Origin of the sequence: Bradyrhizobium guangdongense, from assembly GCF_004114975.1 — a bacterium.
In the GTDB taxonomy this organism is placed as follows: Bacteria; Pseudomonadota; Alphaproteobacteria; order Rhizobiales; family Xanthobacteraceae; genus Bradyrhizobium; species Bradyrhizobium guangdongense.
This window is the reverse complement of record NZ_CP030051.1, coordinates 1,692,922-1,716,139: the sequence shown is the minus strand read 5'-3', so window position 1 is coordinate 1,716,139 and position 23,218 is coordinate 1,692,922. Positions and strand designations below refer to the sequence as shown.

25 protein-coding genes are annotated in these 23,218 nt (G+C 62.1%); 10 read left to right on the top strand and 15 right to left on the bottom strand.

Annotated features, from left to right (window positions below; all coding sequences use genetic code 11):
* Positions 1 to 93: 93 nt before the first annotated feature.
* Together X265_RS08225 and X265_RS08220 are read right to left on the bottom strand one after the other, a co-directional pair.
* Positions 94 to 1,791: a SulP family inorganic anion transporter gene (locus tag X265_RS08225; RefSeq protein WP_128964348.1), complete on the bottom strand. Its 1,698-nt coding sequence runs from the start codon at positions 1,789 to 1,791 to the stop codon at positions 94 to 96.
* On the bottom strand, positions 1,788 to 2,471 hold the full coding sequence (locus X265_RS08220; protein ID WP_128964347.1) for a YoaK family protein: 684 nt from the start codon (positions 2,469 to 2,471) through the stop codon (positions 1,788 to 1,790). The genes X265_RS08225 and X265_RS08220 overlap by 4 nt, the downstream gene beginning before the upstream one ends.
* Positions 2,472 to 2,611: 140 nt before the next feature.
* On the opposite strand from X265_RS08220, the gene X265_RS08215 reads away from it, so the two are divergent.
* The 3 genes from X265_RS08215 to X265_RS08205 are packed head-to-tail and all read left to right on the top strand — an operon-like array spanning position 2,612 to position 5,807.
* Positions 2,612 to 4,300: an aspartate:alanine exchanger family transporter gene (locus tag X265_RS08215; RefSeq protein WP_128964346.1), complete on the top strand. Its 1,689-nt coding sequence runs from the start codon at positions 2,612 to 2,614 to the stop codon at positions 4,298 to 4,300.
* A gap of 10 nt (positions 4,301 to 4,310) precedes the next feature.
* On the top strand, positions 4,311 to 5,204 hold the full coding sequence (locus tag X265_RS08210; RefSeq protein WP_128964345.1) for an alpha/beta hydrolase family protein: 894 nt from the start codon (positions 4,311 to 4,313) through the stop codon (positions 5,202 to 5,204).
* A gap of 27 nt (positions 5,205 to 5,231) precedes the next feature.
* Complete coding sequence (locus X265_RS08205) at positions 5,232 to 5,807, top strand: invasion associated locus B family protein (protein ID WP_128964344.1); 576 nt, start codon at positions 5,232 to 5,234, stop codon at positions 5,805 to 5,807.
* Between the two features lie 23 nt (positions 5,808 to 5,830).
* Here the strand turns inward: X265_RS08205 and X265_RS08200 are convergent, their stop codons facing one another.
* A complete protein-coding gene (locus X265_RS08200; RefSeq protein ID WP_128964343.1) occupies positions 5,831 to 6,496 on the bottom strand; it encodes a helix-turn-helix domain-containing protein in 666 nt (221 codons plus the stop codon).
* A gap of 366 nt (positions 6,497 to 6,862) precedes the next feature.
* Between X265_RS08200 and X265_RS08195 the strand changes: the two genes are divergently transcribed.
* The gene (locus X265_RS08195) at positions 6,863 to 7,297 is read left to right on the top strand and encodes a L,D-transpeptidase (protein ID WP_128964342.1); all 435 of its coding nucleotides are present in this window, start codon (positions 6,863 to 6,865) and stop codon (positions 7,295 to 7,297) included.
* A 125-nt stretch (positions 7,298 to 7,422) separates the two neighbouring features.
* On the opposite strand, the gene X265_RS41255 is transcribed toward X265_RS08195, so the two are convergent.
* From X265_RS41255 to X265_RS08175, 4 genes are all read right to left on the bottom strand, one after another.
* Positions 7,423 to 7,635: a hypothetical protein gene (locus X265_RS41255; protein ID WP_244659268.1), complete on the bottom strand. Its 213-nt coding sequence runs from the start codon at positions 7,633 to 7,635 to the stop codon at positions 7,423 to 7,425.
* A 151-nt stretch (positions 7,636 to 7,786) separates the two neighbouring features.
* A complete protein-coding gene (locus X265_RS08185; RefSeq protein WP_128964341.1) occupies positions 7,787 to 8,068 on the bottom strand; it encodes a hypothetical protein in 282 nt (93 codons plus the stop codon).
* A gap of 113 nt (positions 8,069 to 8,181) precedes the next feature.
* The gene (locus tag X265_RS08180) at positions 8,182 to 8,628 is read right to left on the bottom strand and encodes a response regulator transcription factor (RefSeq protein WP_128964340.1); all 447 of its coding nucleotides are present in this window, start codon (positions 8,626 to 8,628) and stop codon (positions 8,182 to 8,184) included.
* A 117-nt stretch (positions 8,629 to 8,745) separates the two neighbouring features.
* Complete coding sequence (locus tag X265_RS08175) at positions 8,746 to 9,369, bottom strand: response regulator transcription factor (RefSeq protein WP_128964339.1); 624 nt, start codon at positions 9,367 to 9,369, stop codon at positions 8,746 to 8,748.
* Positions 9,370 to 9,710: 341 nt separating this feature from the next.
* Here X265_RS08175 and X265_RS08170 point away from each other — a divergent pair, with 341 nt between their 5' ends.
* Positions 9,711 to 10,391 carry a helix-turn-helix domain-containing protein gene (locus X265_RS08170; RefSeq protein ID WP_128964338.1) on the top strand — a complete coding sequence of 227 codons (681 nt, stop codon included), beginning with the start codon at positions 9,711 to 9,713 and terminating at the stop codon, positions 10,389 to 10,391.
* On the opposite strand, the gene X265_RS08165 is transcribed toward X265_RS08170, so the two are convergent.
* The 4 genes from X265_RS08165 to X265_RS08155 are packed head-to-tail and all read right to left on the bottom strand — an operon-like array spanning position 10,372 to position 14,440.
* Positions 10,372 to 10,827, bottom strand: coding sequence for a potassium channel family protein (locus X265_RS08165; RefSeq protein ID WP_128964337.1), 456 nt, complete (start codon positions 10,825 to 10,827; stop codon positions 10,372 to 10,374). The genes X265_RS08170 and X265_RS08165 overlap by 20 nt on opposite strands.
* Positions 10,828 to 10,843: 16 nt before the next feature.
* Positions 10,844 to 11,020, bottom strand: a complete 177-nt coding sequence (locus X265_RS40345; protein WP_164938471.1) for a hypothetical protein — start codon at positions 11,018 to 11,020, stop codon at positions 10,844 to 10,846.
* A gap of 39 nt (positions 11,021 to 11,059) precedes the next feature.
* Entirely contained in the window at positions 11,060 to 11,923 is an 864-nt protein-coding gene (locus X265_RS08160) for an alpha/beta fold hydrolase (RefSeq protein ID WP_128964336.1), read from the bottom strand.
* Positions 11,924 to 11,932: 9 nt separating this feature from the next.
* Positions 11,933 to 14,440 carry an alpha/beta hydrolase gene (locus tag X265_RS08155; protein ID WP_128964335.1) on the bottom strand — a complete coding sequence of 836 codons (2,508 nt, stop codon included), beginning with the start codon at positions 14,438 to 14,440 and terminating at the stop codon, positions 11,933 to 11,935.
* Between the two features lie 133 nt (positions 14,441 to 14,573).
* Here X265_RS08155 and X265_RS08150 point away from each other — a divergent pair, with 133 nt between their 5' ends.
* The 5 genes from X265_RS08150 to X265_RS08130 all read left to right on the top strand — a co-directional run bounded on the left by X265_RS08150 (position 14,574) and on the right by X265_RS08130 (position 17,957).
* A complete protein-coding gene (locus X265_RS08150; RefSeq protein WP_128964334.1) occupies positions 14,574 to 15,500 on the top strand; it encodes an alpha/beta fold hydrolase in 927 nt (308 codons plus the stop codon).
* Complete coding sequence (locus X265_RS08145; protein ID WP_128964333.1) at positions 15,497 to 16,108, top strand: hypothetical protein; 612 nt, start codon at positions 15,497 to 15,499, stop codon at positions 16,106 to 16,108. The genes X265_RS08150 and X265_RS08145 overlap by 4 nt, the downstream gene beginning before the upstream one ends.
* Positions 16,109 to 16,175: 67 nt before the next feature.
* Positions 16,176 to 16,829, top strand: coding sequence for a CoA transferase subunit A (locus tag X265_RS08140; RefSeq protein ID WP_128964332.1), 654 nt, complete (start codon positions 16,176 to 16,178; stop codon positions 16,827 to 16,829).
* Positions 16,830 to 16,833: 4 nt separating this feature from the next.
* Entirely contained in the window at positions 16,834 to 17,484 is a 651-nt protein-coding gene (locus X265_RS08135) for a 3-oxoacid CoA-transferase subunit B (RefSeq protein WP_128964331.1), read from the top strand.
* 14 nt (positions 17,485 to 17,498) lie between these two features.
* Complete coding sequence (locus X265_RS08130) at positions 17,499 to 17,957, top strand: MaoC family dehydratase (RefSeq protein WP_128964330.1); 459 nt, start codon at positions 17,499 to 17,501, stop codon at positions 17,955 to 17,957.
* A 30-nt stretch (positions 17,958 to 17,987) separates the two neighbouring features.
* Here the strand turns inward: X265_RS08130 and fabI are convergent, their stop codons facing one another.
* Genes fabI through X265_RS08110 form a run of 4 tightly spaced genes read right to left on the bottom strand, consistent with a single transcriptional unit; the run spans position 17,988 to position 23,207 of the window.
* Entirely contained in the window at positions 17,988 to 18,776 is a 789-nt protein-coding gene (fabI, locus tag X265_RS08125) for an enoyl-ACP reductase FabI (RefSeq protein ID WP_128964329.1), read from the bottom strand.
* Complete coding sequence (locus X265_RS08120) at positions 18,773 to 19,987, bottom strand: acetate/propionate family kinase (protein ID WP_128969181.1); 1,215 nt, start codon at positions 19,985 to 19,987, stop codon at positions 18,773 to 18,775. Before X265_RS08120 ends, fabI begins: the two co-directional genes overlap by 4 nt.
* A gap of 5 nt (positions 19,988 to 19,992) precedes the next feature.
* Positions 19,993 to 20,955, bottom strand: a complete 963-nt coding sequence (locus X265_RS08115) for a phosphate acetyltransferase (protein WP_128964328.1) — start codon at positions 20,953 to 20,955, stop codon at positions 19,993 to 19,995.
* Positions 20,956 to 20,984: 29 nt separating this feature from the next.
* Positions 20,985 to 23,207 carry a DUF3141 domain-containing protein gene (locus X265_RS08110; RefSeq protein ID WP_128964327.1) on the bottom strand — a complete coding sequence of 741 codons (2,223 nt, stop codon included), beginning with the start codon at positions 23,205 to 23,207 and terminating at the stop codon, positions 20,985 to 20,987.
* Positions 23,208 to 23,218: the final 11 nt, after the last annotated feature.

The following is a 23,218-nucleotide window of genomic DNA, read 5'->3' as shown; positions in this document are numbered from 1 at the left end:
CTTGCGCGCTTGGGCTTCGTTGATTCAAGTCAACGGTCCGGGGCTTCTCGTCAGCCGCGGCATGAGGCTCATGTCGCAACGCAAAATGCGCGCTCATGCGCCTCTTGCATCAGGACTACCCAGAACACTGTCGAGCGTCCGCAGCCATTGCGCGCTGTCGGTCTTTTCTGCCAGTCCTTCCGCACGCAGAAGATCGCGCAGCTGCGCGTGGGCGCCGACAATGCAGAGCGCGATGCGCCGGGACGCGAGTTCGTCGTAAAGAGCGTGCAACATGCCCGCGCCGGCGAGATCGATATAGGGCGATGCCGAGAGATCACAGACGACCAGCCGGATGTCGGCCGATTTTTGCAGTGCGTTCAGCACGGCCGACAGGATCGTCTCGGCGTTGATGTAGAGCAGCGAGGCCTCGGGTCGGAAGGCGATCACGCCGACTAGAGGTTCCACGCCATCATGTCGGGCGCTGTCGGAATAGCGGCCGGTTCCCGGCAAGCGTCCGAGAAACGCGATGTTCGGCTGCGATGCCCGCGCCAGCAACAGGAAGATCGACGCGATCGCAGCGAGCAGCACGCCTTGGAGGATGCCCAGGAGCAGCACCGAGACGAGCGCAATGGCGGCGGCGTAGAAGTCGATCCGGCTGACTTGCCACATGCGCACCAACGCGGGGACATCCACCAGCCGGTAGACCGCGGCAAAAACGATAGCGGCCAGCACCGCCTTTGGCAGGTTGGTGAGCAGGCCAGTGAAGAACAACAGACATAGCGCCAGGGCGACGGAGCAGATCAGGAGTGCCAGCGGTGTCCGCGCGCCGGCATTGTCGTTCACGGCCGATTGGGACAATCCGCCGGCGACGGGATAACCGTGGCCAAATGCCGCGGCGAGATTGGCGGCGCCCAAGCCGAGAAACTCCTGGCGAACGTCGAGCGCATAACCGTGTTTCGCGGCGAAGCTGCGCGCGGCGGACACGCCTTCGATATAGGCCAGCAGCAGGCAGCCGGCGGCAATGGGGAACAGCTCTTCGGGCTCGACCAGGCCGAAGGTTGGAAAGGCGAGAGTCGGCAGGCCCTCGGGGATCTTGCCGGTGACGGGCACCCCCATGGCGGGCAATCCGAGCAACGTCGCAGCCAGGATGGAGAGCGCGACGATAGTAATGCCGACGGGCCGGCCCGGCAGGCGCCGCTCGCCGAGCAACAACAGCACGAGTGCGACGGCGCCGACGGCCAATACGAGCAGATTCGTATCACCGAGCTGGCCTGCGATGTGGAAGGCCCGATTGAAGAAATTGCGGCCGCCGCCGGGAATACCGAACAGGGCCGGCAGCTGACTCATGATAATGGTGAGCCCGGCGCCCGCCTTGAAGCCGACGAGGGTGCTGTCGCTGACCAGGCGGACGAGACTCGACAGCTTGAACAGCCAGGCAATCAGGCAAAGCAGCGCCACCGCGCAGGCGGCGAGGCTTGCAATTTGCGCGTAGCGAGCCGGATCGCCCGCCGCGAGCGAGCCCACGGTGCCGGCAATCATCAGCGAGATGGCTGAGGTCGGACCAATAGCAAGCTGGCGCGACGATCCGAACAGCGCATATCCGATGCCGCCCAGAATGTAGCCGTAAACGCCGATCTGCGGCGGCAGGCCTGCCAGAGCCGCATACGCCAGCGACACCGGGATCGCGTACGCGGCCAGCGTCAAACCCGCTACCGTGTCGGAGGGCAGCCAGGCGATCTGATAACCCGAGAGCCAGTTGAAGGGCGGAAAGAACCGAGTCCAGCCGCCCGATGGTTCGAATGTCGGCTTCATGACTTCGCCTCGAAGTGCGCGGCTTCGCATCGGAGCAGCACGATCAGCAGCACGATGACCGGAAGACCCAATGCGAGGTCCGGCACGGTCTTCGTCGTCAGCGCGCCAAGAGCCGCACCCAGGCCGAAGGCGCAGCACACGCCGGTGAAAATGCCAGATCGCCGCAATGTCCCGGCGGCAACGCCGCCGGAAGCCGCTGCGAACATGCCTTCGATCGCCTGGCGCATGTTACCGGTGATCATCACCGTGCTATAGGTCGCGCCTTCGACCTTGGTGAAGATCGCCGCCTGCATCGCCGCAACCAGCGAAATTCCCAGTGTGCCGGCGACCTCGGGCATTCGATTATGAAGAATGCCGATAGTGATCAGGAAAACAATCTCCAGCAACGTACTGACGGCGCTGGCTCTCTCCCCCGTCGCGCGGCGCAGCCAGGCAGCGATCACAATACCAATTGCGAAAGCCAGGATCGGGGGGCCGAATTGCAGCGCTCTCATCCAGTCGCCTTCCATTCCGTGGACCCACAGAAGGACGAGATTCGCCGTCTGCGCATTGGCCATGACACCATGGATGATCCAGGTATAGGCATCGAGACACCCGCCGGCGAAAGCCAGCAGCAATGCGACGGTGATCGTTTCGTCGCGGCGCAGCAATGGAGTGGCGGCAATACGCAATGTGCTCATGGCTGGAACGTCTGATGTCACCGATCTGACCGTCGCCTATTGACGCCGTGCGCGCGGAGAAAAGGTTTGACTTGAATCAAGCCTCCAGGCGGCTTCGGGGATTCAATTCCAGGGGAACAATGCGCTGGGGAATAGCGACCATGGACACCGTCAGGTGGATCATCTCCACCGCTCCGGAAATCTTTCTGCTGATCGCCGTCGCCCTCGGGACCGTGCTGGGCCGGGTCAAGATCCGGGGCTTTTCGATCGGCACCACGGCATGCACGCTCATCGTGGCCGTGCTGATCGGTCAACTCGGCAGCTTCGCCTTTCCGTCGGTGTTGAGAGTCATCCTGTTCAGCCTGTTCGTGTTCACGATCGGCTACAAATCCGGTCCCGAGTTCTTCGCTTCCTTGAGCCTCCGCACCCTCGCCCAGGTTGCCATGGCGCTCGTGCTTGGCGGCACGGGTCTCCTCATCGTGCTTACCTTTGCGTTCGCTTTCGGGCTTGATCCAGGCACCGCCTCCGGTCTTGCCGCCGGTGCCCTGACGCAATCCTCGGTCATTGGTACCGCCTCGGGGGCGCTCGCGCAGATTGGCCTGCCGAAGGCTTTGCTCGAGCAGCAGGAGGCGAACATCGCAGCCGGCTATGCGGTCACCTATGTGCTCGGATATATTCTGACGCTCATCTATGTCCCGTTCGTCGCGCCCAAGCTGATGGGCGTCAATCTCAAGGACGAGGCCAAAAAGCTCGAGATCGAGCTGTCCGGCGGCGAGCCTCCCAAGTCAGAGAACCTGCATTATCGAAAATTCCAGGCCCGCGCCTACCGCGTCTCTGCCGCAGCCGGGCGGACTGTAAAGGCGATCGAGGACGAGATCGGCAGCCGCACGGTGATCGAGCGCATCGTGCGTCAAGGCGCGGATATCGAGCCGCATCTCGACACGATCCTCGAGTCCGGCGACGACATTGTCATCGCCGGCCGGACGGCCGCCATCGTCGCCGCGCGCCCCGTGCTGGGCACCGAAATCGATGCCGATGAGATCCTGAAGGCCATGCCGGGCAATGTGGTCGACGTGCTGGTCGATAACCGCAATCTCCACGGCCGCTCGGTCCAGGATGTCGCCGACCGCGTCGGCAGCAATGCACGTGGCGTCTTCCTGCGGGCTCTGACTCGGATGGGGCGAGAGGTGCCGCTGAGCGCAGACACACGCATTTATGTCGGCGACGTGATGACGCTGGTCGGCACCAGTCGCAACATCGAGCGCGCCGCCACGCATGTCGGACAGATCCTGCGTGCCGGCGATCGTACCGACATCGCCTTTCTCGCAGCCGGCATTGCCGCCGGCCTGCTGGCCGGCTTGATCAGCTTCAAGGTCGGGGGCATCGCGCTGACGCTTGGCGGCGGAGGCGGCGCCTTGATCGCGGGCCTCGTCTGCGGCTGGTTACGCTCGCGCCGGCCGACGCTCGGCGCCATGCCGCCCGCCGCGCAGCAAACACTGAGCGACCTTGGCCTCGGCGGCTTCATTGCCGCCATTGGCCTCGGCAACGGCCATGCCGCCTGGATCGCGATCCAGGCGCATGGCTTGCTCCTGGTCGGCATGGGTCTCGTCGTCACTCTGGTGCCGCTGATCGTGGCGACTCTGTTCGCTTACCATGTGCTGCGCATGAACCCTGTCGTTACCTGCGGTGCGCTGGCCGGCGCGATGACGGTCGATGCCGCCGTAACCGGCGCCTGCGAGGTCGCCGAAAGCCAAACGCCGGTGCTCGGCGTCGCAGTGCCCTATGCCGTCGGAAACGTTGTCCTGACGGTGCTTGGCCCCATCATCGTAGCGGCCACGTTTGCCGGATGAGGAGGATGCGATGCGCTTCAATTCCTCGGTGCGACGGCTGTTGCTGGCGGCGCCGCTCGTTCTGATCTGGTCGATCGGAGCCGCCCATGCCGATGATCAGGCGGCCCCACGACGCATTCAAGAGGAGATCTGGGCTCTGCCATTGCCGCTCCCGATGTTTGCGTATCTCGTGCGCCCGGTAGGCGACGGTCCGTTTCCATTTGTGATCATGAACCATGGCGTCTCGCTCAACCCGACCGATCGCAGCTTCTTTCCCCTCGTCGAGTTTCGCGATGCCGCCAAATGGTTCGCCAAGCAAGGCTATCTCGTGGTGGCGCCCGTCGGCACCGGATACGGCGCTTCCGCGATCGACATCCCCGAGCGCGGCATCTATGGCCCGTTCTTCTCGAAGGTCGGCAAGTGCACCAATCCGAATTTCCGCGATGCGGGCCTCGCTGTCGCCCAGGTCGATCTGTGGATCATCTCATACATGATCGCCGAGAAGCGCGTCCTGCCCGACGGCGTCATCGTGGTCGGACAATCAGCAGGAGGCTGGGCTTCCATCGCGCTGTCGAGCCTCAACCCGCCACAGGTCAAAGCGATCATCACCTTCGCCGCCGGTCGCGGCGGCCGGGTCGGCGGCAAGCCCAACAACAACTGCGCACCGGACAGGCTAGTCGAAACAACAGAGGAGTTCGGCCGCACCTCGCGGGTGCCGATGCTGTGGATCTACATCGAGAACGATACGTTCTTCGGCCCGGATCTGTCGAAGCGGATGCACCAAGCCTTTACCGCCGCCGGCGGCCGCGCCGAGTATCACCTGATGCCGCCATTCGGCAATGAGGGGCACTATTTCATTGGTTCGCCCGATGCCATTCCGATCTGGTCGCCCCTGGTGACCGGATTTCTCGCAGCGCTGAAGTGAATGCATTGTTTGGGCCAGGAGGACGCTATGCTTCTTTGCCATCGCAATTTGGTATCAAGCCGGACTGCCAAGATCTCACTTGCCGCGCTGGTATCGATCGCTTTCACGATCGCAGCGCCCGCGCTTGCCGAAATCGCGCCACGAGGGCAGCGGGCCGCCAACGACATCACGTATGGTGAATGGAAGAAGCTTTGCTTCAAGGCTGCCGGCGCCCCGCTTCTTTGCAGGACCTCGATCTCGGGAACCTATGAAACCGGACAAATGGCGGTTCGGATCGATCTGATCGAGCGAGAGAAAGCCGGCAACGCACGCGTGCAGATCTTCGTGCCCTCAGGCATGTACCTGCGAATACCCGCCAAGCTGAAAGTCGATGACGGCACTTACCAGCCCATTCCCTACAATTGGTGCCTCAGCAATAGCTGCATCGCAGCTGGCGTGGCAAGCTCGAAGCTGATCAAGGAAATGGACGCGGGAAAAACGCTGACGTTGGAAGTCGTCGATTCCAATCTGCTGTCGCTGACGACGTCCCTGCCACTCGCTCAATTCAACACCGCTCACACTGGACCGCCGGCGCAGACGCTCGAGCAGGACATCGAGGAGTGAGCGGGCTCATCGAGCCGCCAGGATCACGCATCGTACTCCGCGAGACCCTCGCGGTCGAGCAGCACGATCTTTCGCTGTGTCGCGTCCGCGAACATCAACATCTTCCGGTCACGCAGCGTTGAGCATGCGCGCGACACCGTCTCGAGCGTCAATCCGAGATAATCGGCGATGTCGCGACGACTCATGGCCAGCGCCATGACCTTGGGATGGCCGAGCCGCTCGTCGATTTCAAGCAGAAATGCGGCTACGCGCTCCAGCGCCGTCTTCCGCCCGAGCAGAAGCATATGATTTTCCGCGTGCTGCAGGCTTCGCGTGACGAGGCCGAGGAAACTGGAAGCGCCCGATTCCCGGCTTTGCATCGTCTCGAGCAGGCTGCGCCGCTTGGTGATGCGAACCCTCGTCTCAATCACCGCTTCCGCCGTAAAACGATGCATTGCGCCATTCTCGAGCCCGAACATGTCGCCTGGCAGATGAAACGAATTGATCTGACGACGGCCGTCGGAGAGCAGCTTGTAGGTGCGTACTGCGCCAGAGATGATCTGGTAGACGTACTCCGTCTCCTCTCCTTCTCCGAAGATTTCGGTGCCTCTGCGATATCTGAATTCACTGCAGAACACGCGCTCGCCAGCGAGAGCTGCGAGATGCCCGTCAACCGGACGGCTGCTGGAGGTGTGGGTCCTGAGCAGCATCGTGGAAAGACTCCGACTGAATTAACGATGCATGAATGCTAGGCACGCCGCGGCCGAACGAATTTGATCTGCAGCAACTTAGGTCCCGCCTACGTATTTGCCCGTAAGCGGCCCGGTCGCATAGGCTGCGCGAAGCCCCCATCCAAAGCACCTCAGAAGTTCCGGATTGCCGAAAGCCGATAGGAATTGCAGAGGCAATGTGTTGCGCGGGATCAACAATGCACGCCGAAACTCACCTAATTTGCAGCAAAGCTGGGGTGGGGACACTCCCAGCCATCGTGATGCTCGACGCTGGAAGGCGGCCGGCCTGGCCGCAGATCCGGCGCAACTTTTCCGTCGGGCCAGCGAACAGTTGGAAGAAGCGAAATGCCTGCACGATCACCCTCGGCCCTGATTTTGGCCGTACTGCTGCTCCTCGGCCTCAACGTTCAAAATGCGCACGCATCAGTGACAATCCGGGTGCAGCTTTCCACCCAGACAATGCTGGTCGCCGTCGACGGAGTCGATTTTGCGACTTGGCCAGTGTCGACGGCCCGGCGGGGATACCGCACTCCCATCGGCACATACCGGCCTTATTCTCTCCAGAGCATGCATTATTCGAGGCTCTACGATTTCACGCCGATGCCCTATTCGATCTTCTTCAACGGAGGATATGCAATTCATGGGACATTCGACGTCCGCAATCTCGGGCGCCCCGTGTCTCACGGCTGCATCCGATTGGCGCCAGAACAAGCGCAATCGCTGTTCGAATTGATCCAGGCTCAGGGACCTCAGAATACAACGAACGAGATCTCGCCTTGATGCAGACCCGTTGCGTCACCTCGATAGCTGCAGAAATTCTCCTGAGCTGCCTGCTCGCTCCGCCCGACAAAACAAAACCCCGGCTGAGAAGCCGGGGCTATGTTGTGCAAGTTATCAACGAGAACTCATCGACGCCCGACACGATCGACCGGGCCGCCGCGATTCATCGGTGTTCCGGGCCGCACCGCTTCTCGAGCCGCCGCACGGGCGACCGGGCGCGGTCGCAGCACGACGCCGGGCCTGGCGATGCAACTCGGCGGATAGTCGACGTATTGGCAGTACACCACCGCGCCTGCGGGGCTACTGCCGACCACGGCGCCCGGAATTGCGAGTGACAAGCCAAGCGCGAACGCGCCAAGCGTCCTCGATGTGATTGGTCTGGAGAACAAATTCACGAACACCTCCTGTTTTCATAACACGAAAGGCAGGACGTGAGGCTCAGCGCGCATATCGATTGTGGACATGCTGCGGCGAGCCCCACACTAGGCCTCAGTAACAAGGCGGATAGGGATAGTACCCGCAGGCTCGCTGATAACGGTACGCACCGTAAGCGGCAGCGCCCGCCGCGGCAGCGCCGTAATAGGCGCGGCGGTGGACCCGGCGATGGACGCCGGCCACGCTCATCGGCGTCAGCGGCCGCCCGACCCTGGCTTCAGCCTGATCCACCGATACGGTGAGCAGGTTTGTTTGCGATGATTGGAGTGACAGCGGAGCTGCCGCAAAGAACGACGCAGCCGCGATCAGTCCGAAGAACTTGGCAATTCCCGTCATGCTCGTCTCTCCCGATCTGATGGTGATCGAACACGACGTGAGCCCAAACGCTTGATCGGGCCGTTGATTAAAATCAATGGAATGTCGATTGTCGCCGAAAGACCGATATCTCGCTAATTTGCACGCCCGCATACCGCCTGTATGGACGCAATGAATGATTGCGGCATGAACGGTTTGTTGAGGTAAGCGGCGCACCCCGACTCCACCGCCGCCGAGCGGCAGGCCTCACTGTCGTTGCCGGTCACAAAAATGATCGGCACGGCAATACCTTGGGTCACAAGCTGACGTCGCAAATCGATTCCGGAGCTGCCATTGAGATCGATGTCGAGAACGATGCAAAGAGCCCACTCGAATCTGCCGTGCCGGATCAACGCTCCTGCCGAGTCGAACAACACCGTCTCGTACCCATGCTCGCGGAGCAGCCGCTTCATGCTTCGTCGCATGGAGGGATCATCGTCGACGACGTAAACGGACTTGTACTCGGGCAAGATAACCAGCTTTCCTTCGAGCCTGGCAGGAGGATCAGGGCGGGCAACCTTCGCTACGATCCGCTTGACCATCCAAGATCGGGAGGCATTGCGCGCCTGGAAAGCCAGTCCGTCAATAACATGCGATATTGTCCCTTTGGACAGGGCGCGACGACTTCTCGGCCTCAAGAGGCCGCACATCAGGACCTTTCAGTGGCTATTCGGATCCAGCATGCCAAGTCGCTCAGCGAGCGATACGAGTTCTGCGAACGAACTCACCCGCATCTTCTCCATCACCTGATGGCGATGTGCCTTGATCGTTCGCTCCGTCGTTCCGAGCTCGTGAGCGATCTGCTTGTTGATCTTGCCGCGTACGATGAGATCGAAGACTTGCCGCTCGCGCGGCGTCAGCGATGCCAGGAGGGCGCGAAACATGCCGAGCTTGATCCGCTGGCTCTGTGCGGCATTGTGACGCGCCAAGGCGCGCTCTATCGCATCAATCAGCTGTTCAGACGATACCGGCTTCGTCAGGAAATCCTCCGCACCGGCCTTGATCGTGCGCACAGTCGTTGCCGTATCGGCATACCCGGTGACAAAGATGATCGGCAATGTCGAACCGAGCTCGTTCAACCGGCTTTGCAGATCAGGACCACTGAGGCCCGGTATCTTCACGTCGAGCAGCACGCACGCAGGTGTTTCACCGCGTGGAAGGTGATCGAGCAACTCCGCCGCCGATGAATGTACGACGACGTCGTAACCTGCCAATCGCAGCCGGCGCTCTATCGCGGTGCGAAACGAAGCATCGTCGTCTACCACATGAACCAGGCCGGGCAATTCCACCTCTCAGCCGCTATGTCGCCGCAGAGCCCACTTGAGCGGACGGCAGCCCAAAGCGTTTAGATCTGAAGGCAATTCCATCCATATGAATGACATTGTGCTTAGCAGAACTTTCAAACGAAACATTGCTTCAAATCATACATTTCGCTCTCGGCTTCTCATCCCGCGCACGAAGCTTCGCCCCCCCGTGCGAAGGTACATTGTCCCTTGAGACAATGGACAGGAATATCCTCTTTAGCCGTAAATCAACCTCGGCGGGAGTGGGATTGCGCGGCGCATTCCTGGCAATGGAATTCTGATCTGAGACCAATTCAGCGATTTCGTTGAGGAGTTGGCCCATGTTTGTGCGCAACAGCGATGTGACCTCCCGCTCCAGTTCCCTTCGCGACCTTGGAATGACCAGCGATCTGAACCCCGCGGTCAGCTTGAGCGAATTCAGCTACAAGAAGGGAACGGAGATCTATGGCGAGAAGGAGCCTGCCGAGTACGTCTATCAAGTCAAGACGGGCGCGGTGCGAAGCTACAAGCTGCTTTCGGACGGGCGGCGCCAGATCGGTGCGTTTCACCTTGCCGGCGACATCTTTGGCCTGGAGAACGGAAGTTCGCACCGCTTCACGGCTGAGGCGATTGTCGACACCACTGTGCGGCTGATCCGCAGGCAAACGCTGGAGCTGGTGGCGGACAATGATCCCGTCGTGGCCAACAACCTGCTCAACATGACGACGACGAACCTCCAGCACGCCGAAGATCACATGTTGCTGCTGGGTCGCAAGACGTCGCTCGAACGGGTCGCTGCCTTCATCCTGGAAATGGATCAGCGACTGACCGGGGCCGACGTCATAGCGCTGCCGATGTCGCGACGCGATATCGCCGACTATCTCGGCTTGACGCTGGAGACGGTGTCGCGCGCCCTGTCCCGGCTCCACGAGTTCGGCATCATCGAATTTGTCGGCAACACGCAGCGCCAGATCGTGCTGTCGGACCGTCAAAAGCTCGCCACTATCGATCTGCAGGGCTGAATCCGCCGGCGCCGATCGCGGCGAGGTGCTCCAGCGTCTTGCGCAGGACTTCGAACAGCACGGCGGTCGACCAGCCGAACAGAAGAATGCCGTTCATGGCGGTCATCGGCCCGGTCAAGCGCCATGCTTGAACTGGGGTGATATCGCCGTAACCCAGCGTGGTGTAATTGACGAAGGCAAAATAGAGCAGGTCGGATCCGATTGGTGCAGCGCCGAGCATCAAATAGGCGAGCGCCCAGACCAGGGCCTCCAGCGTGTGCGCGAGCATGAGCACCGCTGCCGTCGCGACCATCACCGCCATCAGATGCAGCCTCGGTCGGCCCGTGTGCCTCAACCCGGCGGCGCGAGCGATGCCGATTGCACCGACCGTCACAATCGCGTGGATCATGATGTTGATCGCGCTGACGAAGCTGCCAGCCAGAAATTGGACTGCCATCCGGGCCGAACGCAGCTCAACTGCGCTTGCGCGAGATCGGGTCGAGACGCTGCCTTTGCGCTCTCATGCGCTTGATCTCCTTCTGCAGCGCCTCGGTCTTCTCGTCGCGCTGTTCCGTCCCGGTCTTTTGCAATTCGTCGCGGCGCAGCTTTTCGAGCGCCTTCTCAACCGAGAGCTTGGTCGTGCTGGCCATAATCTTCTCCTCGTCCCGCCGTTGCCGATAGCGATGCCGCTACCTCGCTAGTCCTCCGAACCAGGCACCGAAATAGCCGGCAAAAAGCGCCGGGATTTCGAGATTCATCGAATGGCCGACACCGGGCACGATCACGAGCCGGCAGTCCGGCATAGCGGCCGCCATGGCCCTCAGGTCCGCCGGCGGGATCCACCCGTCCCGCTCTCCCCAGAGCACCAGGTGCGGATGCCGGATTTCGGCCATCCGGCGCTCCAGTTCCTTGCTTTCCCACTCCCGATTGAGATTGACGGGCGTGCCGATCCAAATACCCTCGGAGACGCTGAAGGTCTGCTCGAGGATACGCTCAAACAGGCGCTGGATATCTCCAAGCCCCTCTCGAAACCGCGGCACGGCGTTTGGTGCAAGACTGTCGGGAACGAACAGGGAGGACGCCGCAGTGGCCATCACCGCCCGCGTCACCTCCTTGCTCGCCATCATCGCGCGAAACACGCCAATCTGATCAGCATTGAAGGCCATCCCGAGCGGCGTAACCGGATCGAGCGCGAACACCCGCCCGAACCGTTGCGGCTGCATCAGCAGCATCCGCGCGGCGATGATGCCGCCGGTGGAATGGGTGGCGAGATGGCAGAACTCGATCCCGAGCGCATCGAGTGCGGCCAGCAGATCCTGCGCATGCTGCTGCATCGCGTAGTTGACGTAGTCCGCAGCTGGCTTCGGCCGGTCGCTGTCGCCGCAACCGCGCCAGTCGATGCCGATCACGCGAACCCCGGAGGGGAACAGCGGTGCGGCGAGCTCGATCCAGTCCTTGCTGGCGAGATTGCCATGGACGAACACGACTGTGACGTCGCCTCGTCCCCACTCCCGCCAACCCAGCTGGATTTCACCCGCCTGCACTCTGGGCATGATCCGGGCCTACTTGTTCAAGCCAGCCGTCGGAGCGGCGCCCGGGGGCGTCGGCGCCACCGGCAAGGCCGAGACCACGGCACCCTTGATCATGCGATCCGTGCCCATCGGAGAAGACGTGTCGACCGTCCCCTTGATCACGAAATCGACGACGTCGGCCGGAAACTCCACAGGATTGTCCGTGTGGATGAAGTGCCCGGTCTCTGGGTAAATCTTCAAAATCGGCCGATTGCCCGCATTGGTCATGCGCGACATGAACGGCGTGATCGCGTCGCGGCCCAGATCGGTCAATCCATTGAAGGCGGGCGTCGGAATGAACGGCTCCTTGTCACCGAAGGCGAGGAAGATCGGTGCCTTGATCTGGGTGAGCCGCTCGTAGAGGTTCTTCGGATCATCCTGCTGAAGCTCTGCGCCGATAGTGTAAATGTCGTAGATGAACACGTTGCACCACTGTTCGAGCTCCCTCGGGTTGCCCTTGATCAGGCCGACGCGCTGCTCGGTGTGGAAACGGGCGTACTCGCTGTCGCTGAAGAAGTAGCCGCTCTTGGCCGCAGAGACCGCGTTGGTCTCGGGATCGCGCTTCTTGAAATAGAAGAAGTCGCGGACGTTCTGCTCCGAGCGCTTGATCTCGGCGTCGAGGATTCCGGTCGGCCCCCAGGCTGCCTTCCACTTGTCGAAGTCGTGGTCGAAGGACTGATCGAACAATCTCGCCTTCTTGTCCTTGGCAATCGTGATGTCGCGCGGATATTCCTCGAGGCCGGAGGGAGCCTCGAGGGCGAGGCCCTGGACGGCATCCGGCCAAGTCAAGGCGTACCCCATCACAAATTGCCCGCCTAGCGAATGGCCGAGGTAATAGGCTTTCTTGACGCCGAGTTGGTTGACGACGAGGTCGTAGATCACCTCGCGCATGTCCTGCATGGTGCGAGCCGAGCTCTTGTCGAGATTGCCGGGCCCGGACATGCCGTAATGCGGCAGATCAGGCGCGATCACGCGCAGACCGCTGCGCAGGGCATATTGCATCACGTTGCCGTAGTGTCCGGCGAACGCGCCCTTGCCGTGGATGATCACCAGCACCTTGGGATCTTTGTCGGTGCCGGCATATTCGTCCATGTAGCCGATCTGCCAGGAGTTGCCGCTCCTGTCCTTCGCGTTGGCGTATTTGACCGGATAGGGATAGGTCACGAAATCCTTCCAGAAGGACTTATTTGAGTCGATGTTTTCGGCCACGCCGGGGACGCGGTAGTTCTTGTCCTCGAACTTCTGCGCGCGATCCAGCGCCGCGACGTCGTCCATGAAGGCGACGAACTTCGGATCGTTCTTGCGCTGGTTGATGATCGGGAACACACCGTAGTGCGCGACTGGGCTTTCCTGGGCGATGAGGTCTGCGCCGGGGACGCGGTCGACCGCCTTCTCGGCCAGCTTGAAGTTCAGCCAGAGGTCGTTGGTGATGTGCATCACCAGCGTGCGCGCGCGAATGCGGCCCAGATAGGGATTGATGTTGTGGGTCTCGCCAACCCGGTTGCGCCAGACAAGATCGACGGCGTCATAAAGCTTGGCGCGATTGGTGACGTTCAGCCCCGCCTTCTCGTTAGGCGGGTCCCAGTAGAAGATCTCCGGCTGAACCGCCTTCCAGTTCTGGCTCGTGCGGAAAGCAAAGTCGTACCCAGTCATGCCAAGGATCGACCAACCGAAAGCGACGCCTGGCACCGGGTGTTTCTCCTTGGGCAGCTTATAATAGTCGCCCTTGGTGGCCTGCCAGACGGGATCGGCCTCGATCGCGGCAGTCATCATCTGGAAAGTCCAGTTGCCCACGGGATCATCGCCATCGGACTGCGTGGTGCCGCCGATGGGCATGATTGCACTGACATATTCCGGATGCATCACGCCCCAGACGTACGTCTGGGTGCCGCCCATGGAGACGCCGGTAACCAACGCAGCGCGAGCGATCTTCAGTCCGTCGTGCAGCATGCGGTAGTTGGCCTGCACCATGTCATAGTAGCTGTATTGCGGAAACTTGACGCCAAGGCCGTCGGAGGGCTTGCTCGCGCCCCAGGTGCCAAGCGGATCGACCATCACGACATAATAGCGATCGGTATCGATCGGCCGGCCCGGGCCGATGATGGGCACGCCACCGGACAAGGCAGCGCCCTTGACCCATTGCTCGTACATGTCGGTGGAGTCGCCGGAATAGTAGGAATTGACGATCACAGCATTGGTGATTTCACCCGCCGCGTTGCGGCGGGCATTGCCGATCGCGATGTAGGATGTCCGCAGCTTGCCGGCGCCCAACGATTCCAACGTGACGCCGCCCTCTCCGCCATTCTCCCACTTCGAGGGATCCGAGAGGTCGTATTTGCCACCGAGGCGGAAGTTTGCGATTTCGTAGGTCTTCTTCAGCTCGTCATGCTGCATCTGCGACGAGCGGCGCGTGAATGGCTGCGCAAGCGCAAATGAAGTGCCGATCAACAGCAGCACCACACTTACGAGAAGACGGCGCATAGGCTCGCTCCCTTTCATGGCGATATCCTCCGGCAATTGTTCTGATCGAAGGCTAGGAGCGGCTGCGCGGCATCCTTTGACTTAACTCAACGGATTGCGGAAGTACTGGCCAAGGATGTTTCGGCACCGAATTACCCGCGGGATCGCCGCAATGCCCTTTCTCAGCCACGGCTCGCATCGGATCCGCTACGAGCTTGACGGCCCTGCCGACGCACCGGCTTACGTGCTGGTCAACGGCCTGACGCAATATGCCGAGCTGTGGGCCGCCTATCGCGATGCGCTCATCGCGCGCGGTTTCCGCGTCGCAACGTTCGATCTGCTGGGTCAGGGCGAGTCCGACAAACCTGCGCTCTTCATCAGCCAGGACGATCAGGTTATGGCCCTGCACCTCCTGATCCAGGAGCTCGGCAGTGGGCCCGTGTTCCTGAGCGGCATCAGCTTCGGCGGCCTGATAGCGCTGCGCTATGCCATCGCATATGGCGACCGACTATCAGGGCTGGTGCCGATGAGCTGCTTCGCCGAGCTGCCACCGCAACTTTTCCTGCTCGGAAACGCGCTGCGCACCGGCCTGATCCTCGGCGGTACCAGCTATCTGCAGGATCTGCTGCTGCCGATGAACGTCTCCGACCACTGGCTGGCGCCGGTGCTGGACAAGCTCGACAGCGTGAAGCGGCAGGGCTGGCTCGTGAACGACGTCTACGCCCTGCAGAACCTGATGGAATCCTTCCTCGACTTCCAGCCGCTGACGCCGCAACTGGCGTCGATCGGCGTGCCCACGATGATCTTGAACGGCGAGTTCGATTTCCTCACGCCACGCGCGCTGCACGAGACGTTGCGCGTTCAAATTCCCAACAGCAGCCTCGTCATCATCCCGCGGGCTTACCATGCCTTCACGCTGGAGAAGCCAGCACTGACGGCCGATTTACTCGCCCGCTTCGCGGATGACGTGATGGCTGGACGCTGGCAAGGCAACAAGTCGGTCTGGATCGCCCCGGACGAGGCGGGCGGCGAGCTCATGCCGTTTCCTGCCGGTTACGACCATCTGCGCGCGATCCCGGTCAAGGGAGCGATCGCATGAGTACCTTCTTCGGTCCGCTCGATTCCGATGGGCGCGTACCTGCCCGGCAGCAGACCCGTGTCGCGAGCTTCCTGGTCTCGGCCCATGGCGCGCTTGGGCGTCGCTTCGCTCTCGCCCTTCCTCTGAGGCTGGAATCAGCCTGGCAGACCGAGCTGAACGCGCAGTTCTACAACGAGTCCGAAATTGTCTCTCTGCTCCTGCGCGCAACTCATTGGACGCCGGACCTCGCCCTCGGCTATCTCGCGGCGGCCTGGGAGACCGCCTGGTTTCCTGCGGCGGCGGATGGCATTCCGGATCAATCGCTGGCGTTTGCCGTTGATCTTGCAACTCTCGCTCACGCGATCCACGCCGGTATCAGGCCGGCGGCTCTGCTTCCGGTCGAGGCGAACGCGAACGATCCCTTCGCGATGGCGCTGCGGCGCGTTGAGTTCGAGAGCGGCCGGTTGTTGCAAGCGCAAATTATGTTCCTGAAGGGAGAAAGCCTCCTGCCATTTCGCGACGCCGTGAGCGCCGCGCTCGAACGGCGCCACGCCGAGGTGCGCAAGCTGTGGCGCGAGATGCTCGAGAGCATCGATATTTCGGGCGACGAAAATGGCGTGAAGCCTTGACTCAGGTCAAAGGACTACTCTGACCGCCCGCCAACATTCCGTCGACGAACTGACCGGAGTTCCGACCATGAGGGCCGTATCCGTCGAAGAAGCCGTGGCGATGATCCCAACCGGCGCGAGCATCATGGTTGGCGGATTCATGGGGGTCGGGACACCGGAGCGCTTGCTCGACGAGGTCGTTCGACAGAAGAAGAGCGGCCTCACGATCATCAGCAACGACGCAGCAACCCCCGGCAAGGGTGTCGGCAAGCTGTTTGACGCAGCGCTGGTCTCGCGGCTGACTGCCACCCATATCGGCCTGAACCCCAAGGCGCAGCAGCAGATGCTCACCAATCAGATCGGAGTCGATCTGATTCCGCAGGGCACTTTTGCCGAACGCATTCGCGCCGGCGGCTGCGGCCTGGGCGGCGTGCTGACACCGACAGGCGTCGGCACGCTGGTCGCGGAAGGCAAGCGCCAGATCGAGGTCGACGGCAGGCCGTATCTGCTTGAGACCGCCCTGCGCGCGCAATTCGCGCTGGTGCACGCCTTCCTCGCCGATTACCTCGGCAATCTCTCCTACGCGCTAACCTCTCGCAATTTCAACCCGGTGATGGCCATGGCGGCCGATACCGTGATCGTGACCGCGGAGCACATCGTGCCCGTTGGCGTGATCGCGCCCGACCACGTCATGACGCCGGCGCCGCTCGTCGACTATCTCGTCACCAACGCGAACGGGTGAGATCATGGACGCACAGGAGATCATCGCCCGCCGTGTCGCGCAGGAGCTCAAGCCGGGCAATCTCGTCAACCTCGGCATCGGCATTCCGACACTGGTCGCCAACTATGTTTCGCCCGAATTAAAGGTGTTCTTCCAGTCCGAGAACGGACTGATCGGCACTGGACCAATTCCCGAACAGGGACTGGAGCACCCGCTGCTCACCGATGCCGGCGGAAAGCCGATCAGCGCGCTGCCGGGCGCAAGCACGTTCGACAGCGCCATGTCCTTCGGACTGATCCGGGGCGGCCATGTCGATGTCACCGTGCTCGGAGGTCTGCAGGTCGATGCAGGCGGCCATCTCGCCAACTGGATGATCCCCGGCAAGATGGTGCCCGGCATGGGCGGCGCCATGGATCTGGTGAGCGGCGCCAGACGGGTCATCGTCGCCATGCAACATGCGGCGAAGGGTAAGTCGAAGATCGTCAAGCAGTGCAACCTGCCGCTGACGTCCAGCCGGCCGGTCAGCCTGGTAGTCACCGATCTCGCCGTGATTGGGTTTCCCGGCGGCAAGGCCACACTTCTCGAGACTGCTCCCGGCATTAGCGTCGGCGAGGTAATGGCCGTCACGGAGGCTGAGCTGGTTGTCGGCGACCGCGTTCCCGAAATGAAGATATGAGCGGGCGAGGGAATATGCGCATATTCAGCGATTTCAAAGAGATTAAGGCGGCCGTCGGCACCGAGATCGGGGTCAGCGACTGGGTCGAGATCACCCAGGAACGGATCAATCAGTTCGCCGAAGCGACCTGCGACGAGCAATGGATTCACGTCGATCAGGAGCGCGCCAGGAAGGAGATGCCGGGCGGCAAGACCATCGCCCACGGACTATTGTCGCTGGCGCTCGCGCCTCTCTTCATCCGATCAGTGATCGGCCTGAAGGGGTTGCGCAATACCCTCAACTATGGCGCGGACCGGATCCGCTACCTGGCGCCCGTGCCGGCAGGATCCAGACTACGAGGACGCGTGACCGTTGCCGAAGCTGAAGACGTGCCTCCCGACGGCTTGCGCGTGAACTATCATCTCGTGATCGAGATCGAGGGCGGCACGAAGCCGGCCTGTGTCGCCGAGCTGATCGCGCTGCACTATCGGTGAGTGCTCGCGCGATCGGCGCGATCCAGTCCTCTAGTCGATGATGTGATAGCCGCCATCGATGTAGAGCACCCCGCCGGTCATGAGCTTGGCACCGTCGAGCGCCAGAAACGCGGTGGCATTGCCCACATCGTCGATGCTCACCAGGCTCCGCGCCGGTGCCTTCGATTGCGCCTTGTCCATCAGTTCGTCGAACTCCGGGATGCCCGAGGCCGCACGGGTGGCCAGCGGGCCCGGCGAGATCGCGTGCACGCGGATTCCTTTCGGCCCCAGTTCGGCCGCGGCATAACGGACTGCTGATTCCAGCGCGGCTTTCGCCACACCCATGATGTTGTAGTTCTCGACCACCATCTGGCTGCCATAATAGGTCATGGTGAACATCGTGCCGCCGTTCTTCATCAGCGGCTCAGCCAGATGAGCCATCCGCAGGAACGACCAGCACGAGACCTCCATGGTCTTGAGGAAGCCCTCGCGGCCGACATCGACGACCCGGCCGTGCAGCGCCTCCTTGGGCGAGAAGGCGATCGAGTGCAGCAGGAAATCGAGCTGACCCCACTCCTTCGCGATGCGTTCGAAAACCTGCTCGGTCTGGCCTTCGACCATCACGTCGAGCGGCATGAAGATCGGCGCTTCGAGCGCCTGGGCGAGCGGCTCGACGTGCTTCTTCGCTCGGTCGTTCAGATAAGTCACTGCAAGCTCGGCACCGAGGGCACGGAACGCCCTGGCGCAGCCCCAGGCGATGGATTGATCGTTGGCGATACCGACGACGAGCCCCTTCTTGCCCTTCAAGGCAACCTTGGTTTCCGGATACACGGGAATCATGACACCCTCTCTTGTCTGGGGTTGCTCGATGGTGTGCTCATCAGCAGCGACAGCGTATGCTGTGCGATCATCAGCTCTTCGTCGGTCGGCACCACGTAAACAGGGATCAGACTTCCGGAGCGCGAGATCAGCGGTGCGTGGCGAGAGTTTTCGAGCGGGTCGAGCGCGACCCCGAGCCAGCCCAGCTGCTCGGCCACGCGAGCACGAATAGTTGCGGAATTCTCGCCGATGCCGGCCGTGAAGACGAAAGCATCCAAGCCCTGCAAGGCCGCTGCCAGCATGCCGGCGTTGAGGCCGATCCGATAGGCGAAATAGTCGATCGCAAGCTTTGCCTTGGGATCCTCGCTCCTTTCCAGCTCGCGCATATCGTTGCTGACGCCGGAAAGCCCCTTCAAGCCGCATTCGCGGTAGAGGAAATCCTGCACGCCTGCGGCCGACATACCCTTCTCGGCCAACAGATAGAGCACGACGCCGGGATCAAGCTGGCCCGGCCGCGTACCCATCGGCAGACCGTCCAGCGCAGTGAAACCCATGGTGCTCTCGACGCTTCGGCCATCCTTCATCGCGCACATCGAGGCGCCACTGCCGAGGTGAGCGACGATTACCCGACGCTTTGCGATTTCGGGAGCGACGCTCGGCAGGGTCCTTGCGATGTACTCGTAGGACAGGCCATGAAAGCCATAGCGCCGCACCCCCTCGGCATGAAGCCGATGCGGGATCGCGTAGTAATCCGCGAGAGCACCGTGCGTTCGGTGAAATGCGGTGTCGAAGCAGGCGACCTGCGGCAGCGTCGGAAAATTCGTCAGGATCGATCGGATCGGCGCCAGATTGTGCGGCTGGTGCAACGGCGCGAGATTGATGAAGCGCTCCAGCCGAGCCACCACGCCATGGTCGATCAGGACAGGCTTGTCGTAATCCGGCCCCCCATGCACGACCCGATGCCCGACAGCAATCGGGTGAATGCGAAGCTCCTCGCGCAGCCACGCGCCGGCGACGCCCATTGCAGTTGAAACGTCCGGCACCGCCTCGATCGGATAGGCGCGATCGGCCAGGGACTCGCCCCCCGCGCCGCTCGCCTTCAGCCGCGGACGAGCGCCGATGCCGTCCATCTGCCCCTTTATCTGCCGCCGGAGTCGTCCTTCGCACTCGACCGAGAAGATCTGGAACTTGACGCTGGAGGAGCCGGCGTTGACGACGAGGATCGTATCCATGGCGGTCACGCAGCTATCGTGGGAGCATGCTGGCGACGCGCGTTGGCGTAAAGCGATGCCACCGCGCAAGAGGCCATTCGCACGCGCGGCGTATCGGCCCGCGAGGTCAGGACGACCGGCACGCGCGCGCCAAGCACGATGCCGGCCCCATCAGCCTTGGCGAAGTAGGCGAGGTTCTTAGCCAACATGTTCCCGGCCTCTAGATCCGGAACGACGAGGATCTGCGCCCGGCCGGCGACCTCGGACTTGATGCCCTTGATGCGCGCTGCCTCAGGGTCGATCGCATTGTCGAACGCCAGCGGCCCGTCAAGCACGCCGCCCGTGATCTGGCCGCGATCGGCCATCTTGCACAGCGCGGCCGCCTCGATGGTCGACGGAATCTTGGAGGTGACGGTCTCGACCGCCGACAGGATGGCGACGCGCGGCGCCTTGCCGAAGCCGGCCTGCGTATAGAGATCAATCGCGTTCTGGATGATGTCGCGCTTGGCGTCGAGGTCGGGGAAGATGTTGATCGCAGCGTCCGTCACGAATAGCGTCTCGGCATAGGCTGGGACGTCCATGACGAACACATGGCTGATGCGACGATCAGTGCGCAGGCCTCCGACCTTGGCCGTAACAGCACGCATCAGCTCGTCCGTATGCAGACTGCCCTTCATCAGCAGCTCGCCTTTGGCGGCGTGGATCAGCTCGACCCCTTTGGCGGCGGCGTCCTCGCTATGCGCGGCATCGACAACCTCGAAGCCCGAGATGTCCAGATCGAACTTTCTGGCCGTATCCTTGACCTTGCCTTCGGGGCCAACCAGGATCGGCCGGATGATGCCGGCTTGTGCGCTGTCAACCGCGCCGCGCAGGGAGGTTTCGTCGCAGGGATGCACCACGACAGTCGGAGCCGGAGGGATCGCCTTGGCTGCCGCAATCAGCCGGTCATATTTGCTGGAGGATTGCGATTGTCCGGTTTCGGCTGCCATGACGTTGCTCCCGATCCTCTTAATGGCCGCTACGACGCTCTCGCCTGGTCGAAAGGGGCAACTTTGTTCGCGCTCCTCCCCTCTCCCGTATCGACTCCAAGAAGCGCCGCAATTCGCTGAAGACGGTTTGCAGGTTCACCCACCACCGCGCCGCTGGCAGACAGCACGTCCCGCAGGGATCCGAACAGAGCTCGGCGTTGATTGGCGTCATCAGGCATCAGTTTCGGAATGGCTGCGAGCGCACCTTCCTCGTCCAGAAGCAGCATGAAGAACTGCTCACGAACCAGCATCTTGAACTCGGCCAGCGACAGGCGAGGGCCACCATAATCACGCCGAACCCGGCGCAGCGCCTCGATGCTGCGCTCGTCGACCATTCCGCGGGCCGAACCGATATAGAGCAGGCTTCGGGTGGCTGCCTCGCGCGGGCCGCCCTCGCCGATTTTGGCTTTCAGTTCGGCGATCCGCGCCTCGAGCATCGCCCGGTGCTCGGCGGACATCTCCCGCCGGCGCGACGGCTCCGATTTCGGATCGATCCCAAGCGCAGCCTGCACCGCAGGCGATCCGTAGAGATTGAGAAAAACCGTCTCGCTCAGCGCTTCCGTTGCGTCGCGCCAGCTATCGAGCGCATGGACGATCTGTTTGGATATCTGCTCCTGGAACGCCAGGAACGGATTATCTTTCGAGACCGGCTTGCGCTTGTCCTCGATCTCTTCTGCCGCAGTCCTGACGGAGGCCATCAGCGGGTTCTGGCTGCTGAAGGCCTCGTACTGCAGCCGCAATGGATGCAGGCTGCGCATCGTCTCCGCCAATTGCGGACTCACGACGTTCTTGATCCAGGGCTGGACGAACTTCCGGTAGGCCGCAAGATTGATCTCGGAGAGGCGCTTGGCGGCCGCAAATCGCCGCTCGTCCTCCGGCGAATTGCCGCCCATCGCCCGGATGTCGTCGAGCGTGCGCGCCTCGCAACGCATGACCCACTTGCCTACGACGAGATCCGAGCTCGTCGTCTCCTCGTCCTTGGCCTCGAAGGTCGCCTCATAGAGCCCCGGCGGCAGCACATCGATCAGATCGATGTTCTCCGAGAATTCCGTATGCTCCTTCTTGGCGACGCCGCCCGAGACGAAGATGCCGAGATGCCCGACGCTCTGGTGGACGGTATAGACGATGGTCTGCCCGTAAGCCCTGATCTCGTCGACATCCGCGTAGCAATCCAGAATCCAGTCCAACGCCTGCTGTGGGGGCGTGACGTTGTCGCCCTCGGAACAGAACACCAGAATGGGCGATCGAATGTTTCGCAAATCGACCTTCTGGCCGTCGGACATCTCGATCTTGCCGGCGGCCAGGTTGTTGCCGATGAACAGTTCATCGACGATGAACTGGATCTCCTCGGCGTTCAGATTGACGTGGCCGCCCCACCAGCGCTCGAATTCGAGATAACGATCCGCTTCGGTGTCGACCTTGGAATAGACGTTGTACTGCTTGGTCCACAGCGTGTTCGACGGATTCTGGTTCTCGAAGTTCTGCACCAGCCAGGCGCCGTCGAACTTGCCGGCGCCAAGATCGCTGGCGAGCGCGGTCAGCCAGCTTCCCCCCAGCAGTCCGCCCGAATAGCGCATCGGATATTTGCCATGCACGCCCGCCCAATAGGCGAGCGGCGCGCCGGCGACGATGATCGGCCCGAACAGCTCCGGCCGCAGCGACGCCAGGATCATCACGGCCCAGCCGGCCTGGCAGTTGCCGATCACGCAAGGCTTGCCGTCGGCCTTGGGATGCAGGCTGATGACCTTCTCGATGAACAGCGCCTCGGCGCGGGCGATGCGCTCGATGGTCTGCCCCGGCATTGGCTCGGGCAGGAAACCGACAAAATAGCAGGGATGACCCGCCTTCATCGCAACGCCGATCTCGCTATCGGCCTTGAAGCCGCCAATGCCCGGGCCGTGTCCGGCGCGTGGATCGACCACGATGAACGGCCGCCGCTCGGGATCGATCTCGACGCCCTTGGGGGGAATGATGCGGACCAGCGCATAATTGACCGGCTCGTCGAGCTTGCGGCCGTCGATGATCAGTTCGGCGGCATATTGCAGGACGTGGGGCGCCGTCTGCGCGACGTGCTCGCGATATTGGTCCCCCCGTCGGCGCATGACGTCCAGGAACAGCACGCTGCGCTGTCCTGCGTCCACTAGATACTCCACCGCCGAAGCGACGAGCCCGGACATGGGACCACCTGGGAGATTTGGAGTTTCCATCGACATGTTCCGACCTC

Bases quoted from the DNA above. Each gene is read 5' to 3' on its own strand.
- X265_RS08225 (WP_128964348.1), bottom strand. From the start codon at position 1,791: ATGAAGCCGACATTCGAACCATCGGGCGGCTGGACTCGGTTCTTTCCG.
- X265_RS08220 (WP_128964347.1), bottom strand. From the start codon at position 2,471: ATGAGCACATTGCGTATTGCCGCCACTCCATTGCTGCGCCGCGACGAA.
- X265_RS08215 (WP_128964346.1), top strand. From the start codon at position 2,612: ATGGACACCGTCAGGTGGATCATCTCCACCGCTCCGGAAATCTTTCTG.
- X265_RS08210 (WP_128964345.1), top strand. From the start codon at position 4,311: ATGCGCTTCAATTCCTCGGTGCGACGGCTGTTGCTGGCGGCGCCGCTC.
- X265_RS08205 (WP_128964344.1), top strand. From the start codon at position 5,232: ATGCTTCTTTGCCATCGCAATTTGGTATCAAGCCGGACTGCCAAGATC.
- X265_RS08200 (WP_128964343.1), bottom strand. From the start codon at position 6,496: ATGCTGCTCAGGACCCACACCTCCAGCAGCCGTCCGGTTGACGGGCAT.
- X265_RS08195 (WP_128964342.1), top strand. From the start codon at position 6,863: ATGCCTGCACGATCACCCTCGGCCCTGATTTTGGCCGTACTGCTGCTC.
- X265_RS08185 (WP_128964341.1), bottom strand. From the start codon at position 8,068: ATGACGGGAATTGCCAAGTTCTTCGGACTGATCGCGGCTGCGTCGTTC.
- X265_RS08180 (WP_128964340.1), bottom strand. From the start codon at position 8,628: ATGGTCAAGCGGATCGTAGCGAAGGTTGCCCGCCCTGATCCTCCTGCC.
- X265_RS08170 (WP_128964338.1), top strand. From the start codon at position 9,711: ATGTTTGTGCGCAACAGCGATGTGACCTCCCGCTCCAGTTCCCTTCGC.
- X265_RS08165 (WP_128964337.1), bottom strand. From the start codon at position 10,827: ATGGCAGTCCAATTTCTGGCTGGCAGCTTCGTCAGCGCGATCAACATC.
- X265_RS40345 (WP_164938471.1), bottom strand. From the start codon at position 11,020: ATGGCCAGCACGACCAAGCTCTCGGTTGAGAAGGCGCTCGAAAAGCTG.
- X265_RS08160 (WP_128964336.1), bottom strand. From the start codon at position 11,923: ATGCCCAGAGTGCAGGCGGGTGAAATCCAGCTGGGTTGGCGGGAGTGG.
- X265_RS08155 (WP_128964335.1), bottom strand. From the start codon at position 14,440: ATGAAAGGGAGCGAGCCTATGCGCCGTCTTCTCGTAAGTGTGGTGCTG.
- X265_RS08150 (WP_128964334.1), top strand. From the start codon at position 14,574: ATGCCCTTTCTCAGCCACGGCTCGCATCGGATCCGCTACGAGCTTGAC.
- X265_RS08145 (WP_128964333.1), top strand. From the start codon at position 15,497: ATGAGTACCTTCTTCGGTCCGCTCGATTCCGATGGGCGCGTACCTGCC.
- X265_RS08140 (WP_128964332.1), top strand. From the start codon at position 16,176: ATGAGGGCCGTATCCGTCGAAGAAGCCGTGGCGATGATCCCAACCGGC.
- X265_RS08135 (WP_128964331.1), top strand. From the start codon at position 16,834: ATGGACGCACAGGAGATCATCGCCCGCCGTGTCGCGCAGGAGCTCAAG.
- X265_RS08130 (WP_128964330.1), top strand. From the start codon at position 17,499: ATGCGCATATTCAGCGATTTCAAAGAGATTAAGGCGGCCGTCGGCACC.
- fabI (WP_128964329.1), bottom strand. From the start codon at position 18,776: ATGATTCCCGTGTATCCGGAAACCAAGGTTGCCTTGAAGGGCAAGAAG.
- X265_RS08120 (WP_128969181.1), bottom strand. From the start codon at position 19,987: ATGGATACGATCCTCGTCGTCAACGCCGGCTCCTCCAGCGTCAAGTTC.
- X265_RS08115 (WP_128964328.1), bottom strand. From the start codon at position 20,955: ATGGCAGCCGAAACCGGACAATCGCAATCCTCCAGCAAATATGACCGG.
- X265_RS08110 (WP_128964327.1), bottom strand. From the start codon at position 23,207: ATGTCGATGGAAACTCCAAATCTCCCAGGTGGTCCCATGTCCGGGCTC.